The sequence below is a fragment of the Agarivorans sp. QJM3NY_30 genome (genome assembly GCF_050870855.2).
In the GTDB taxonomy this organism is placed as follows: Bacteria; Pseudomonadota; Gammaproteobacteria; order Enterobacterales; family Celerinatantimonadaceae; genus Agarivorans.
Genome location: NZ_CP194038.2, coordinates 3,186,378 through 3,201,285, shown reverse-complemented (window position 1 = coordinate 3,201,285; position 14,908 = coordinate 3,186,378). Strand labels below are relative to the sequence as shown.

The 14,908-nt window shown below is 44.5% G+C and carries 10 protein-coding genes and 8 tRNA genes; 17 read left to right on the top strand and 1 reads right to left on the bottom strand.

The features are described 5' to 3' along the window. Positions 1-3 precede the first annotated feature (3 nt). Positions 4-807, top strand: coding sequence for a peptidoglycan DD-metalloendopeptidase family protein (locus ACRRSX_RS14505; RefSeq protein ID WP_432452487.1), 804 nt, complete (start codon positions 4-6; stop codon positions 805-807). Positions 808-952: 145 nt separating this feature from the next. Then, positions 953-1,807 carry an RNA polymerase sigma factor RpoS gene (gene rpoS, locus ACRRSX_RS14500; RefSeq protein WP_432456168.1) on the top strand — a complete coding sequence of 285 codons (855 nt, stop codon included), beginning with the start codon at positions 953-955 and terminating at the stop codon, positions 1,805-1,807. A 72-nt stretch (positions 1,808-1,879) separates the two neighbouring features. Here rpoS and mutS read toward each other — a convergent pair whose 3' ends face one another. After that, complete coding sequence (gene mutS / locus ACRRSX_RS14495; RefSeq protein ID WP_432452488.1) at positions 1,880-4,462, bottom strand: DNA mismatch repair protein MutS; 2,583 nt, start codon at positions 4,460-4,462, stop codon at positions 1,880-1,882. Positions 4,463-4,626: 164 nt separating this feature from the next. On the opposite strand from mutS, the gene recA reads away from it, so the two are divergent. From recA to oadA, 15 genes are all read left to right on the top strand, one after another. After that, entirely contained in the window at positions 4,627-5,670 is a 1,044-nt protein-coding gene (gene recA, locus ACRRSX_RS14490; protein ID WP_432452489.1) for a recombinase RecA, read from the top strand. 36 nt (positions 5,671-5,706) lie between these two features. Continuing rightward, on the top strand, positions 5,707-6,156 hold the full coding sequence (locus ACRRSX_RS14485) for a regulatory protein RecX (RefSeq protein ID WP_432452490.1): 450 nt from the start codon (positions 5,707-5,709) through the stop codon (positions 6,154-6,156). Between the two features lie 141 nt (positions 6,157-6,297). Beyond that, complete coding sequence (alaS, locus tag ACRRSX_RS14480; protein WP_432452491.1) at positions 6,298-8,919, top strand: alanine--tRNA ligase; 2,622 nt, start codon at positions 6,298-6,300, stop codon at positions 8,917-8,919. A gap of 38 nt (positions 8,920-8,957) precedes the next feature. Then, positions 8,958-10,172, top strand: a complete 1,215-nt coding sequence (locus ACRRSX_RS14475) for an aspartate kinase (protein WP_432452492.1) — start codon at positions 8,958-8,960, stop codon at positions 10,170-10,172. Between the two features lie 104 nt (positions 10,173-10,276). Next, positions 10,277-10,456 (top strand): carbon storage regulator CsrA, encoded by a 180-nt coding sequence (gene csrA / locus ACRRSX_RS14470; RefSeq protein WP_137671596.1) that lies wholly within the window; start codon positions 10,277-10,279, stop codon positions 10,454-10,456. A 778-nt stretch (positions 10,457-11,234) separates the two neighbouring features. After that, a tRNA-Ser gene (locus ACRRSX_RS14465) sits at positions 11,235-11,327 on the top strand. Between the two features lie 11 nt (positions 11,328-11,338). Continuing rightward, positions 11,339-11,415, top strand: a tRNA-Arg gene (locus tag ACRRSX_RS14460). 50 nt (positions 11,416-11,465) lie between these two features. Then, positions 11,466-11,542, top strand: a tRNA-Arg gene (locus ACRRSX_RS14455). Between the two features lie 53 nt (positions 11,543-11,595). After that, a tRNA-Arg gene (locus ACRRSX_RS14450) sits at positions 11,596-11,672 on the top strand. A 48-nt stretch (positions 11,673-11,720) separates the two neighbouring features. Continuing rightward, positions 11,721-11,797: transfer RNA gene (locus tag ACRRSX_RS14445), tRNA-Arg, on the top strand. 47 nt (positions 11,798-11,844) lie between these two features. Then, a tRNA-Ser gene (locus ACRRSX_RS14440) sits at positions 11,845-11,937 on the top strand. Positions 11,938-11,948: 11 nt separating this feature from the next. Beyond that, positions 11,949-12,025: transfer RNA gene (locus ACRRSX_RS14435), tRNA-Arg, on the top strand. A gap of 52 nt (positions 12,026-12,077) precedes the next feature. Beyond that, positions 12,078-12,154, top strand: a tRNA-Arg gene (locus tag ACRRSX_RS14430). A gap of 713 nt (positions 12,155-12,867) precedes the next feature. Beyond that, a complete protein-coding gene (locus ACRRSX_RS14425) occupies positions 12,868-13,110 on the top strand; it encodes an OadG family transporter subunit (RefSeq protein WP_432452493.1) in 243 nt (80 codons plus the stop codon). 19 nt (positions 13,111-13,129) lie between these two features. Further along, entirely contained in the window at positions 13,130-14,905 is a 1,776-nt protein-coding gene (oadA, locus tag ACRRSX_RS14420) for a sodium-extruding oxaloacetate decarboxylase subunit alpha (protein WP_432452494.1), read from the top strand. The last annotated feature ends 3 nt before the right edge of the window (positions 14,906-14,908 follow it).

Sequence of the window (14,908 nt, the reverse complement as noted above, 5' to 3'; positions counted from 1 at the left end):
TAGATGAAAACATTGCAGTATCTCATTTTCTTCATTTCGCTTAGCCTGTTATTTGGCTGTAGTCGAGAGGGCGCGCCAGCGCCAGTGAGTGATGCTGGAATTTACAATGCTGATAATCATGGGGTCTTAAATTCTACTCGCTATACCGTTAAGCAAGGAGAGACTCTTTACTCCATTGCATGGCGAGCTGGGCTTGACCCCAAAGTTTTAGCAAAAAGAAACAATATCTCAGCTCCGTATACAATCTTTGTAGGTCAAACTATTAAATTGAAATCTAACGGAGTTAAGTCCGGTAAGGCTAAACCAAGCAAGCATAAAACAGCGCAAGCGCAAGTCAAATATGTTAATGAATCGTCAAAAAAACTTGAATCAACGTCAACAAAGGCATACGCTAAAAACTCGACCAAGCGTGTAACCAAGGCTCCAACGAAAGCTGCTAAAGGCTGGGTTTGGCCTACAAAGGGTAGAATTATCAAAGGCTTCTCAACTAAAGCCAATGGTAATAAGGGACTCGATATTGGTGGCAAGCAAGGTCAGAAAGTAGTAGCGTCAGCGTCAGGCAAAGTGGTTTATGCAGGGAGCGCGTTAAGAGGTTATGGAAAACTTATAATTATAAAACACGATGACGATTACTTAAGTGCTTATGCACATAACAGTCGTTTAAGAGTGAAGGAAAAACAGCAAGTAGTAGTAGGACAACATATCGCTGATATGGGGGATACAGGGACAACTGATACGCGATTACATTTTGAGATCCGTTTCAAAGGAAAGTCGGTCGATCCAACAAGGTTTCTACCGACACTCTAGCCTAGATTGCACACAATAATAATTAGCAATCAGGTCTGTTCAGGGAGGCTATGCTATGACTCAAGCAAAAACTGCTGTAAAACTAAAAAGTGTTTCAACGACAGGTAATACTAAGGTTGAACGTACCGCTGAAAAAGATGACATCATGCAAGCCGATGTCTCCAAGAGTTTAGATGCGACTCAGCTCTATCTTGGTGAAATTGGTTTCTCTCCACTATTAACTGCAGAGGAAGAAGTTTTATACGCACGACGAGCGCTGCGTGGTGATGAGGCCGCTCGTAAACGAATGATCGAAAGTAACTTACGTTTAGTGGTTAAAATTGCTCGCCGTTATAATAACCGTGGTTTAGCGTTATTAGACTTGATTGAAGAGGGTAATCTGGGATTGATTCGAGCGGTAGAAAAGTTTGATCCGGAACGCGGGTTTCGTTTCTCGACTTACGCAACTTGGTGGATCCGTCAAACCATTGAACGTGCCATCATGAATCAAACTCGTACCATTCGTTTGCCGATTCACGTGGTAAAAGAACTGAATGTTTATTTACGTACAGCACGTGAGTTAGCTCATCGTTTAGATCATGAACCAACCGCAGAAGAAATTGCCGAGACTCTCGACCGTCCCGTTGAAGATGTGACTAAGATGCTGCGTTTGAACGAACGTATTAGCTCTGTGGATACACCAATTGGCGGAGATAACGATAAAGCCTTGCTCGATATCATTTCTGATGAAAATGATCACGGTCCAGAGCATCGAACCCAAGACGATGATATGAAAAATAGCATTGTTGGCTGGTTAGGTGAACTGAATAGTAAACAGCGTGAAGTATTGGCGCGCCGTTTTGGCTTACTCGGCTATGAAGCATCGACTTTAGAAGATGTAGGACGCGAAATTGGCCTTACCCGGGAACGGGTTCGACAAATTCAGGTGGAGGCATTGCGTCGTTTACGGGATATTTTGTCATTACAAAATTTGTCTATAGACGCTTTATTTAAAGTCTAATATTTTATCGTTTGAATAAAAAAGGAAGCTTCGGCTTCCTTTTTTGATTGAGTTTTATTTGAGCACTAAAGATTAGTGACTCGTTTGTTGCTTGAGCATAAAGAGCAAGTCTAGGGCCGCTCGTGGTGACAGTTCATTGGGATCTAGCATTTTAAGTTGCTCAATGACTGGATGTTGTTGGGGGAGGGGAAGCTCAATGTTCAGTTGCTGTTCAAATGCTTGGTCTTGTGGCTGAGCCGGACTATCGTGTGGCACTGATGCTTCCAGTTGTGTTAGCTTTATTTTGGCCTTTGAGATCACCGATTGGGGGATCCCTGCCAAGGCAGCAACTTGTAAACCAAAGCTTTTGCTGGCTGCACCTTCTTGAACCTGATGCATGAATGCAATGGTGTCATGATGCTCTACAGCGTCTAAGTGAACATTGGCGACTGCGTCGATGAGCTTCGGTAATTGAGTGAGTTCGAAGTAATGGGTCGCGAATAAAGTTAAAGAGCTTATGTTGGCGAGTTGTTCGGCAACAGCCCATGCTAAGGACATTCCATCATAAGTGCTAGTTCCGCGACCAATCTCATCCATGAGGACCAGACTATGGGGGGTCGCATTGTGTAAAATATTAGCGGTTTCGGTCATTTCAACCATAAATGTAGAACGCCCACTCGCTAAGTCATCAGATGCGCCAATTCGAGTGAAAATTCGGTCTATAGGGCCGATTTCGACACTATCCGCGGGTACATAGCTACCAATATAGGCCATTAAACTAATCAGTGCGGTTTGTCGCATATAGGTTGATTTCCCGCCCATGTTAGGGCCAGTCACAATCAATAATTTACGTTGCGGATTAAGTTGGACGGGATTAGCAATAAATGGCGTTTCGTTAACTTGTTCAACGACTGGATGGCGCCCACCTTGAATGTTGATACAAGCTTGTTGGACAAAACTAGGGCGAACGTAGTTTAAATACTCGGCGCGTTCAGCGAGGCAGCTAAGAACATCCAACTGTGCCAAAGCTTGGGCACTACGCTGTAATTCACTGATTTTTGGTAGCAGTAGATCTAATAATTGGTCATATAATTGTTTTTCAAGAGCAAGTGCTTTGCCTTGGCTGGAGAGTACTTTTTCTTCATGCTCTTTGAGTTCGGCAATAATGTAACGCTCCATATTCTTCAAAGTTTGACGACGAATATAGTGCTCCGGTACTTGGTCTGCATATAGGCGACTGACTTCAATATAGAAGCCGTGTACTCGGTTATAACCGATTTTTAAGTTGGCAATCCCGGTTTGCTCTCGCTCTCGTTGTTCAATTTGACGAAGGTAGTCATTGGCGCCGTCACTTAGATCTCGCCATTCATCAAGCTCCTGATTATAGCCTGCGGCTATTACCCCACCGTCACGAATTAACACTGGCGGATTATCGATCAGCGCTCGCTGTAATAGTTCCAGTAGTTCTGGAAAATCAGCAATGTCTTTAGCCAATGGTGCTAAAGCGACAGTTTGTTGTAAGTTGCTTTGTAATTCGGGCAAGATATTAAATGCATTGCGAAGTCTGGCCAGATCTCGAGGCCTCGCTGAGCGCAGCGCCAAACGCGCTAAAATTCGCTCAATATCTCCAATTGCTTTGAGCTGAGTTTGTAGTTGTCCGTATAAATCTGCTTGGATTAATTCGGCGATGCAATCTTGACGCACACGGACTTGAGCCTGATCTCTTAAGGGCTGATGCAGCCAACGATTTAGCAGCCGACTCCCCATTGCGGTTGCGCTGCGGTCTAATACTGCGCTGAGGGTGTGCTCTTGCCCGCCAGACAAATTACGGGTGAGTTCAAGGTTCTTACGACTAGCAGCATCGAGTTGAATAAATTGATTTTGCTTTTCGATGATGATCGTATTGATATGCGGTAAGGCGGTGCGTTGTGTATCTTGAACATATTGCATTAAGCAACCTGCGGCAGCTATCGCTAATGGGTATTCACTAACGCCAAAACCATCTAGGTGACGGGTACCAAATTGTAGGTTTAATATTTTTTGTGCGCTGGCAAGATCGTACTCCCACTCTCCGCGCCGACGTAGGCCTTTATTCGCTTGTAAGATCTCTACAAACTCAAAGTTATCGGGGTATAGTAGCTCAGAGGGCTTAAGTCTTTGCAACTCAGCTTGAAGCTGTTGTTCACCGCTGAATTGATTAATCACAAACCGGCCGCTGGCAATATCTAAATAGGCGAGTCCAATCTGCAGCTGTTGATTTACAACGCTTACCAATAGGTTTTCTTGCTTTTCTTCTAATAAAGCCTCATCGCTGACTGTGCCTGGTGTGATGATGCGAACCACTTTACGTTCTACTGGACCTTTACTGGTTGCCGGGTCGCCGATCTGTTCGCATATCGCGACCGATTCACCGAGTTGCACCAGACGGGATAAGTACGTTTCTACGGCATGATAGGGGATCCCGGCCATTGGTATTGGGTTGCCCGCAGATTGTCCTCGTTTGGTTAAGGAAATATCCATCAATTCAGAAGCACGCTTGGCATCTTCATAGAACAATTCATAGAAGTCACCCATCCGATAAAATAGTAAAATTTCGGGGTGCTGTGCCTTTAAGCTAAGGTATTGGCGCATCATCGGTGTATGTTTTTCTAGATTGATATCGGTCATTTCGGTCATCGAACTGCATAGTGAACTGGCTAAATGAAGCTGCAAGGATAAAAGTTGTGGCTGGATTAGGCAAAACTCTTTTACTAATTTATAGTGGAATAAACTTGATGCTGTATGAATAAACAGTATACTACTGGACAATAAGATTGTTTAAAGCACCTGATGAGGGCGATATGGATCAAAATAAACAAAAGGCACTGGCTGCGGCCTTAGGTCAAATTGAAAAACAATTTGGCAAAGGTTCAATTATGAAACTTGGCGATAACCGTACTATGGATATTGAAACGGTTTCTACCGGTTCGTTATCTTTGGATATCGCTTTAGGCGCTGGTGGCTTACCTATGGGCCGGGTGATTGAGATCTATGGCCCTGAAAGTTCTGGTAAAACAACCTTAACACTAGAAGCCATTGCGCAGGCGCAAAAAGCCGGTAAGGTTTGTGCTTTTGTCGATGCTGAGCATGCTCTGGATCCTATCTATGCTAAAAAGTTAGGCGTCGATGTTGATGAGCTACTTATCTCTCAACCTGATACGGGTGAGCAAGCCTTAGAAATCACTGATATGTTGGCCCGTTCTGGCGCGGTTGATATGATAGTGATTGACTCAGTGGCCGCACTGACACCAAAAGCCGAAATTGAAGGCGATATGGGTGATAGCCACGTTGGCTTGCAAGCACGCTTAATGTCTCAAGCTTTACGTAAGTTAACGGGTACTTTGAAACAAACCAACTGTATGTGTATCTTTATCAACCAAATCCGGATGAAGATTGGCGTGATGTTTGGTAACCCTGAAACCACTTCGGGTGGTAATGCCTTGAAGTTTTATGCTTCGGTTCGTTTAGATATTCGTCGTATCGGTGCAGTGAAAAGCGGTGATGAAATTGTTGGTAACGAAACGCGCGTTAAAGTTGTTAAAAATAAAATAGCGGCTCCGTTCAAGCAGGCCGAGTTTCAGATTTTGTATGGTGAAGGTTTTAATCGCTACGGTGAATTAATTGACCTTGGAGTGGCTGAAAAACTAGTTGATAAAGCTGGTGCTTGGTTCTCTTATAAAGGTAAAAAAATTGGTCAAGGTAAGGCGAATGCCTCAAATTACTTAAAAGAGCATCCAGAAATCGCTCAAGAAATTGAATTGACCATTCGTAATAACCTTCTTAATCCCGTGGTTGCGGAAGAGCCGGTAAACGTTGAAGACTTGCCAGTCGATAGCGAAGCGTAAGCCAATCTAGAGGAGCCGTAAGGCTCCTTTTTATTAATGATGAACCAGCGTAGCGCTTTAAACTCAGCCATCAATTTACTTTCTCGACGCGCCTATAGTCGCCGTCAATTATCGCAAAAACTGCAACAAAAGGGTTATTCACCCTCGGATATCGCTGACGCCATTGACTATGCTGAGCAGAATGCTTGGTTGGATGATATTAATTATGCGATGCAATTAACTCGCTCCCGCCTTGCTAAAGGTTATGGACGTAATTACCTCTATCAATACTTGCTCAGTAAAGGAATCGATAAGGCGATTGTCACAGAAGTGTTAGCGCTTCCTGAATGGGATTGGTATCAAGCCCTTCAGCAGCTGTTTGCACGTAAATTCAGTCAAGGCTTCCCCTCCGAACGACTTTTACAGCAAAAATGCAGCGCTTACCTATATCGTCGTGGCTTCGATTTTGAACTGATCAATCTTTTGTTTAGCGAGCAGCAGCAATAAGTGTCGAACACTTTGCCTATAAAGGTCTGCGTGCTATATTGTCGCGATTAATTTGAGTTTCATTTTTTTCAGCGCTTGTCGACGAGTAATACTAGCTTTACCACTAAGTCGAGTTGCTACAAACCCCCAGGAAAGAGTTTCATGAAGATGACTTCAGCTGAAGTAAGAGAAGCGTTTTTAAGCTTCTTTAACAGCAAAAATCACCAAGTTGTGGCAAGTGGTTCGTTAGTGCCACATGACGACCCAACCTTACTATTTACTAACGCGGGTATGAATCAATTTAAAGATGTATTTCTCGGAATTGACAAGCGTAGTTATACCCGAGCGACAACCTCACAGCGTTGTGTTCGGGCGGGCGGTAAGCACAATGATTTAGAAAATGTTGGCTATACTGCACGTCACCACACTTTTTTCGAAATGCTAGGCAACTTCAGTTTTGGTGATTACTTCAAAGAAGATGCAATTGCTTACGCATGGGAGTTTTTAACCGAAGTGGTTAAGTTACCTAAAGAAAAGTTGTTGGTGACGGTTTATCACTCGGATGATGAAGCTTTTAATATATGGGCCGATAAAATCGGTGTACCACAAGATCGGATTATTCGTATTGGTGACAAGTCACCAGAGAAAAAGTTTGAGTCTGATAACTTTTGGCAAATGGGTGACACAGGACCCTGTGGTCCTTGTACCGAAATTTTCTATGATCATGGCGAGCATATTTGGGGTGGCCCTCCGGGATCCCCTGAAGAAGATGGAGATCGTTTCATCGAGATATGGAACGTCGTATTCATGCAGTTTAACCGCCAAGCTAACGGGCATATGGAGCCTTTACCAAACCCATCCGTTGATACCGGCATGGGCCTTGAGCGGATCTCTGCGATTTTACAAGGGGTCCACTCCAACTACGAAATTGATATTTTCCAAAACTTGATTGCAGCAGCTGCAAAAATCATCGGTACCAATGATTTAGAAAATAAATCGTTACGGGTCATTGCTGATCATATTCGAGCATGTGGGTTCTTGATTGCCGACGGTGTTATGCCCGCTAATGAAGGCCGCGGCTATGTATTGCGTCGAATTATTCGTCGAGCTGTGCGTCACGGGAATAAGCTTGGTGCGCAAGAAGGTTTCTTTTATCAACTGTTAGCGGCCTTAATTACCGAAATGGGGGATGCATACCCAGAATTGGCCAAGCAGCAGCCTGTTATTGAGCGAGTCTTACGTCAAGAAGAAGAGCAATTTGCTAAGACTTTAGATCGCGGCTTAATGATTTTAGATGAGGCGCTTCAGGGCTTAGAGGGCTCCGTTATCCCGGGTGAGTTAGTTTTTAAACTCTATGATACCTATGGATTCCCTGCGGACTTAACTGCCGATATCGCTCGAGAGCGTGAGCTTAGTGTCGATGAGGCTGAGTTTACCGCAGCAATGCAAGCGCAACGAGAACGCGCTAAAAAAGCGAGTCATTTCGATACGGACTACAACGATAATCTGCAAATTAACGCCGAAACCGAGTTTTTAGGTTATCAACATCTAGAAGCCGAGGTAAACATTGTTGCAATGTTTAAAGAAGGTGAGGAACAGTCGGTGTTAGAGAATGGTGATCATGGCATTTTAGTGCTTGATAAAACGCCATTTTATGCTGAATCTGGCGGTCAGGCTGGGGATGCTGGTGAGCTTCAATTTGACGGCGGTAGCTTTGTCGTTGAAGACACCATTAAGTTAGGAAAAGCCTTTCTACATAAGGGATATGTTCAAGGGGCTAGTCTTGCCCAGCAGCAACTAAGGGCCAAAGTAGATTCACGTCGCCGCTGGAACACGGCACTTAATCACTCGGTGACTCATTTATTACATGCAGCTTTACGACAAACACTTGGCGAGCATGTATCGCAAAAAGGTTCGTTAGTTGAAGCGCAACGTTTACGCTTTGATTTCTCTCATTTTGAAGCGATTTCGATGAAGTCGATTAGTCAGATCGAACATTTAGTCAATCAACAAATTCGCCGTAACCTACCAGTACTCACCAAGGTGATGAACTTGGAAGAAGCCAAACAAGCCGGTGCAATGGCGCTATTTGGTGAAAAATATGATGATGACGTGCGGGTGGTGAGCATGGGTGACTTCTCTACAGAGCTTTGTGGTGGTACCCATGTAAATCATACTGGTGATATTGGCTTTTTCAAAGTGACTAGCGAATCAGGGATTGCAGCTGGCGTCCGTCGTATCGAAGCCGTTACCGGGCAATTTGCGATTGATCTGATCCATCGATTAACCGAAGAAGTTCAAACGGCAGCTAACTTGGTCAAAGGTGATCAATTCACCATCGGTGAAAAAGTGATGCAGCTGGTTGACCGAAACAAGATGTTGGAAAAAGAAATCTCCCAATTGAAAGACAAATTGGCCAGTGTCGCCAGTAACGATGTGGCAGATCAAGTACAAACGATTAACGGTGTGAAAGTATTAATTGCCTTCCTCGATGGTGTTGAAGGCAAAGCCTTGCGCAGCATCGTAGACGAGTTGAAAGTTAAATTGGAAAGTGGCGTGGTACTCTTGGGCACGGTAAGCGACGGTAAAGTCAGTCTAATTGCTGGCGTCACTAAAGATTTAACAAGCCGTGTTAAAGCGGGTGAAATGGTTAATATTGCAGCCCAATGCGTTGGCGGTAAAGGCGGCGGTCGACCTGATATGGCACAAGCTGGTGGTAATAATCCCGATGGTATAGCAAATGCGCTGGCACAAGTGAAACAGTGGCTAGGCGAAAAGCTTTAAACATATCAACATTCAGTGTTAAGAAAGAAGGAAAGCAAGTGGCACTAATTGTTCAAAAATATGGCGGTACATCGGTGGGTACGATAGAGCGTATCGAAGCCGTGGCTGACCGAGTGATTAAGCATAAACAAGCGGGTGACGATTTAGTTGTGGTGCTTTCAGCGATGTCTGGTGAAACCAATCGCTTGTTGGGCTTAGCGAATCAAATCGATGAAAACGCCAGTGAGCGTGAAAAGGATGTTCTGGTATCAACTGGTGAGCAGGTGACAATAGCCTTGTTGAGTATTGCTTTACAGAAGAAGGGCTGTGATGCGATTTCGATGACGGGAGATCAGATCCAAATGCATACTGATAATGCGCATGGTAAAGCGCGTATTACTAGCATTGACGATCAAAACATCAAGGCTCACTTAACGAAGAATAAAGTTGTGGTGATTGCTGGGTTTCAGGGGCGTAGCCCAGATAACTATATTACTACGCTTGGTCGTGGTGGTTCAGACACCACTGCTGTTGCCATTGCAGCCGCGCTGAAGGCCGATGAGTGCCAGATCTACACCGATGTGGATGGTGTATACACCACTGATCCGCGGGTTGAGCCTAAGGCGCGCCGTTTAGAGAGTATTACTTTTGAAGAAATGCTTGAAATGGCTAGCTTGGGAGCGAAGGTTCTGCAAATTCGTGCAGTGGAATTTGCCGGGAAATATAATGTGCCACTGCGAGTATTATCCAGTTTTGCAGAAGGTAATGGCACTCTAATTAGCTATGAGGGAAATAAAATGGAATCACCGGTCATTTCTGGTATTGCCTTTAATCGGGATGAAGCGAGCTTAACGATTTTGGGTGTGCCAGATAAACCTGCGGTGGCAGCGGCAATTTTGACTCCGATTGGGGAAGCGAACATTGATGTGGATATGATTATTCAAAACTCAATGGGCGATGGTACAGCTGACTTTACTTTTACGGTACATCGTAATGATTATAAACGCGCCAAAGTCTTACTAGAGCAAACTTGCGAAAAATTGGGTGCCCGAGCAGTCCAAGGTAAAGATTCTTTAGCAAAAATATCTATTGTTGGCGTTGGCATGATGAACCACCCCGGTGTCGCTAAAACTATGTTTGAGACTTTTGGTGCAGAAGGAATAAATATGCAACTTATTTCAACTTCTGAAATCAAAGTATCGGTAGTGGTTGATGAAAAATATTTGGAACTGGGCGTGCGTGCGTTGCATAGCGCCTACAAGCTCGACCAATAATAATGACTCTGCGACTTAAACAGGCTAGTCTATAGGCTGAATAATTGAAAATAATAGTCTGTTAAGTCGCTAAAGAATAAGAAATCGAATTTAAGGAGATATAAATGCTAATTTTGACTCGTCGTGTAGGCGAAACCTTGATGATTGGGGATGAAGTGACTGTGACCGTATTGGGTGTGAAAGGAAACCAAGTACGTATCGGTGTTAATGCACCGAAAGAAGTTTCGGTTCACCGTGAAGAAATTTATATGCGCATTCAAGCCGAGAAAAATGCCAGCGCATAAGCACGCGTTGGTGCTCAAATTTACAAAAGGAAGCTTAGGCTTCCTTTTGTGTTTTTGGGACTGCAGCGCCCTCTAACCAAGCCGTTGAGGTAGACCTTCAGTCGGCGCCTAAAAGCTTTAACTGTTTGTTGTTTAACATGTCTCATCTTCATTTGATTGATTTTTCATGAACCATCATTGATGTCGCAAGGTATGCCATTTGGTTTACTTCCAAAAATGCTTTTAAGTTGAACCTCAAGTCGCTGGTGATTGGTCACGGCTTCGTTGATGCATCATGTTATCGGTGACATTTGCTTGCTGTGGCTTATCTAAAGTAAGCGCAAAGCACAGACATTGATATCAGCCTTTGCTTACTTTGAACACCTACCTCATTGAAGCACCGTTATTTGCGATTTGTATTTGGTTAGTTTTTAGCGATTTAGCTATTTAAATGCGTATGAGTAATGCTCACATCGTCATCAATCGATTTCACTTCGATCGGCTTTGTCGGGTTTGGTAAATGATGTTTTGAAGTTTATTGTGTCATCTGATGTTCTCGGGGGCTTTGGTTTGACCATTTGATTGAAAACAGTGCAGCAAGATATATCGCCTGATGTGTTGTTTATGCGGTGTTCTTCGGTTCGCTTGCTGGTTCAGAAAGAATTGTGCTCGCTGCATTTTTGGACGTATATCTATCAAAAATACAGCGAACTGTTCGAAAGCTGTACGAACAAAAGAAAACTGGCAAAAAAGGTTTGACTATATTTTTGGAAGCAGTAATATCTGCATCCGAAATCGCGGTGAGGTGGCCGAGTGGCCGAAGGCGCTCCCCTGCTAAGGGAGTATAGGGTTTGTAGCCCTATCGAGGGTTCGAATCCCTCCCTCACCGCCATCGATTTCAACGCGCGTGTAGCTCAGCTGGATAGAGTACCTGGCTACGAACCAGGCGGTCGGAGGTTCGAATCCTTCCACGCGCGCCATATTTAAAGTAGAATGATTTCGGTCGTTTTTATATAAACAGTTTTTTTGTGCGCGTGTAGCTCAGCTGGATAGAGTACCTGGCTACGAACCAGGCGGTCGGAGGTTCGAATCCTTCCACGCGCGCCATTATTTTAAAAGCTCATAGTTCATGTGAGCTTTTTTTATTCAAGTGTTTCTGTGCGCGTGTAGCTCAGCTGGATAGAGTACCTGGCTACGAACCAGGCGGTCGGAGGTTCGAATCCTTCCACGCGCGCCATTATTTACAATAGAATGAGTGATCATTCTTATATTGCAGTGTTTTTGCGCGCGTGTAGCTCAGCTGGATAGAGTACCTGGCTACGAACCAGGCGGTCGGAGGTTCGAATCCTTCCACGCGCGCCATTCTTCTTAAAATCAGTGTTATGCTGATTTTGTTGGAGTGAAATCGTGGTGAGGTGGCCGAGTGGCCGAAGGCGCTCCCCTGCTAAGGGAGTATAGGGTTTGTAGCCCTATCGAGGGTTCGAATCCCTCCCTCACCGCCATCGATTTCAACGCGCGTGTAGCTCAGCTGGATAGAGTACCTGGCTACGAACCAGGCGGTCGGAGGTTCGAATCCTTCCACGCGCGCCATTCTTTAAGAGGCTCACCATTAATGTGAGTTTTTTATTCAAGTGTTATCTGTGCGCGTGTAGCTCAGCTGGATAGAGTACCTGGCTACGAACCAGGCGGTCGGAGGTTCGAATCCTTCCACGCGCGCCATCTCCTTTCTATGACTTCTCTTTTGTTTACTGCTCTAAAGCGGTTTCGATGCGCTTATGCTCTTACAAATATTGTATTTGCGCTCAGCTAATCATCATCGACATTCGATGAATGACATCGATATTTAGAATTGTTATTGGTTGATCGATAGCTTTGAATCTGCGCGCAGACGGCGGCCTCTTCAATGAGTTGATTCATTTTTGTTGCGCTTTGCTTAAAAGCCAAGTCCCTCACTATTATTTGATATTAATTTGTCGAAGCTGGCTTCATAGCTATCATTGATAGCGCGCTAAGGTTTTTAAATCAGGGTATTTTTTTAGCCTTTAGTGATACCTGCTTGTGAATAATTTGATGGTTTATAGGGGACATTTTTATCTTACGAAGTTAGGATCTCTAGTTGAAATTGGTATTCATCTCTTATTCAGCTTCATTTTGTAACTGTTGTGATCCTGCAGGCTTCTTTTAGTTTAGCTAAGCTGGTAAATTAGCTTATAAATCGGACAATAATCTGTATCGCGATGAATGTTAACAGCTTGTTAATATATAGCTTATTTAGCCTTGTCAGGTTTCGCCGTCACTAGATTATGAATTTTCCTATTGATAAAATAAAATTAACAATACTAATATTTTGAATATTTATTCAAATTCCAGTTTGATTTTTGTCAGTTTGCATGTAATTCTTACGGCAATCTTAAAGGATGTGGATTAATAATATGATAGATATGACCGAGCTGTTGTTGGAAGCAGCCACACTTATGGGGATCGGGATGGTCGCCGTGTTTGCTTTCCTATCGTTGCTTATTTTAGCCGTTTTAGGTCTTGCCAAATTAGCTCCGCCATTGATCGAACCAACCAAGCCTAGTCACTCGTCTTCTACTTCGACTAAACAAGCCAATAATACCGCCGTTGTTGCTGCGATCTCTGCAGCGGTTCAACAGTACCGGAAGGCTCAATAACTAAAGGGGATTTAACGCAATGTCTAAACCACTTGCTTTAACCGATGTTGTGCTACGTGATGCGCACCAATCATTGCTAGCAACCCGTCTTCGTATTGAAGATATGTTGCCCATTGCTGAGCAATTAGACCAAATTGGTTATTGGTCTCTGGAGACATGGGGTGGGGCGACCTTCGATGCTTGTATTCGTTATCTGGGTGAAGATCCATGGGAGCGTCTGCGAGAACTGAAAAAAGCCATGCCAAATACCAAGCAACAGATGTTGCTACGGGGACAAAATTTATTGGGTTACCGGCATTATGCTGACGATGTGGTCGAACGTTTTGTAGAGCGCGCAGTTAAAAATGGGATGGATGTTTTTCGTATCTTCGATGCGATGAACGATCCTCGTAACTTTCAAACGGCGGTAAAAGCGGCGCTTGATTGTGGGGCGCATGCCCAAGGAACGATTTCTTACACCACTAGTCCGATTCACTCTATCGAAAACTGGGTTGATTTGGCGAAGCGCTTGGAAGACCTTGGTTGTCATTCGATTGCAATTAAGGATATGTCTGGCCTACTTAAGCCTTATGAAGCTGAGGCATTAATTAAACGTCTGAAAGCCGATACTGACGTAGAGATAGCTTTGCATTGTCATGCGACCACGGGTTTAAGTCTACCGACTCATATGAAGGCCATTGAAGCCGGGGTGGATATTATTGATACCGCCATTTCTTCGATGAGCTGTACCTATGGACATAGCCCAACAGAAACTATCGTGGCGATGCTAGAAGGGACTGAGCGTGACACTGGTTTAGATCTGACGAAATTGGAAGCTATTGCCGCTTACTTCCGTGAAGTTCGTAAGAAGTATGCGAAGTTTGAGGGCAGCTTGAAGGGGGTTGATTCTCGGATCCTGATTGCGCAAGTGCCTGGTGGGATGCTGACGAACATGGAAGGCCAACTGAAAGAGCAGGGAGCGGCCGATAAAATGGACCAAGTACTGGCAGAGATCCCTAAAGTTCGTAAAGATTTAGGTTATATCCCGCTAGTCACGCCAACCTCACAAATTGTGGGCACGCAAGCGGTGATTAATGTGCTTACCGGGGAGCGCTATAAAACCATTACCAAAGAGACGGCTGGTATTTTAACTGGTCATTACGGTAAAGCTCCCGGCGAACTAAATAGTGAACTACAAAAACGAGTGCTTGATGGCGAACAAGCCATTACTTGTCGTCCAGCTGATTTACTCGAAGCTGAAATGGAACGTTTAGAGTCTGAAATAAAACAACATTCAGCAGACAAAGGCTTTAAGCTGGCAGATGCGGTGATTGACGACGCTTTAACTTATGCCTTATTCCCACAAATCGGCTTGAAATTTCTGGAGAATCGTGGCGATGCATCCGCTTTTGAGCCGATGCCTAGCGCCGATGACGTTAAGCCCGCGCCCGCGGTTGCTGTTAAGCAAGGTTCTGTCGAGACTTATTCGGTACGGGTCGATGGGCAGCTTTACACCGTTGATGTCGGTCCTGAAGGCTCCATTGATGGAGTGGCGGCTGTAAGTTCTTCTGCGCCTGCAAGCCCTGTGGCGGTCCCAACTGGCGGTGAAGCACTGCCGGCACCATTAGCTGGAAATATTTTTAAAGTCTTGGCCAAACCTGGGGTGCAAGTTCAGGAAGGTGACGTATTGTTGATCATGGAAGCAATGAAAATGGAAACCGAAATTCGTTCCGCTAAAACCGGGGTGGTTGCAGAGGTTCTAGTTAAAGAAGGTGATGCGGTAGCGGTAGGCGAAATCCTGCTTAGCATCGCATAAAGG

Excerpts from the sequence above, each read along its gene's own strand:
- ACRRSX_RS14505 (WP_432452487.1), top strand. The coding sequence starts at position 4 with ATGAAAACATTGCAGTATCTCATTTTCTTCATTTCGCTTAGCCTGTTA.
- rpoS (WP_432456168.1), top strand. The coding sequence starts at position 953 with ATGCAAGCCGATGTCTCCAAGAGTTTAGATGCGACTCAGCTCTATCTT.
- mutS (WP_432452488.1), bottom strand. The coding sequence starts at position 4,462 with ATGACCGAAATGACCGATATCAATCTAGAAAAACATACACCGATGATG.
- recA (WP_432452489.1), top strand. The coding sequence starts at position 4,627 with ATGGATCAAAATAAACAAAAGGCACTGGCTGCGGCCTTAGGTCAAATT.
- ACRRSX_RS14485 (WP_432452490.1), top strand. The coding sequence starts at position 5,707 with ATGATGAACCAGCGTAGCGCTTTAAACTCAGCCATCAATTTACTTTCT.
- alaS (WP_432452491.1), top strand. The coding sequence starts at position 6,298 with ATGAAGATGACTTCAGCTGAAGTAAGAGAAGCGTTTTTAAGCTTCTTT.
- csrA (WP_137671596.1), top strand. The coding sequence starts at position 10,277 with ATGCTAATTTTGACTCGTCGTGTAGGCGAAACCTTGATGATTGGGGAT.
- ACRRSX_RS14425 (WP_432452493.1), top strand. The coding sequence starts at position 12,868 with ATGATAGATATGACCGAGCTGTTGTTGGAAGCAGCCACACTTATGGGG.
- oadA (WP_432452494.1), top strand. The coding sequence starts at position 13,130 with ATGTCTAAACCACTTGCTTTAACCGATGTTGTGCTACGTGATGCGCAC.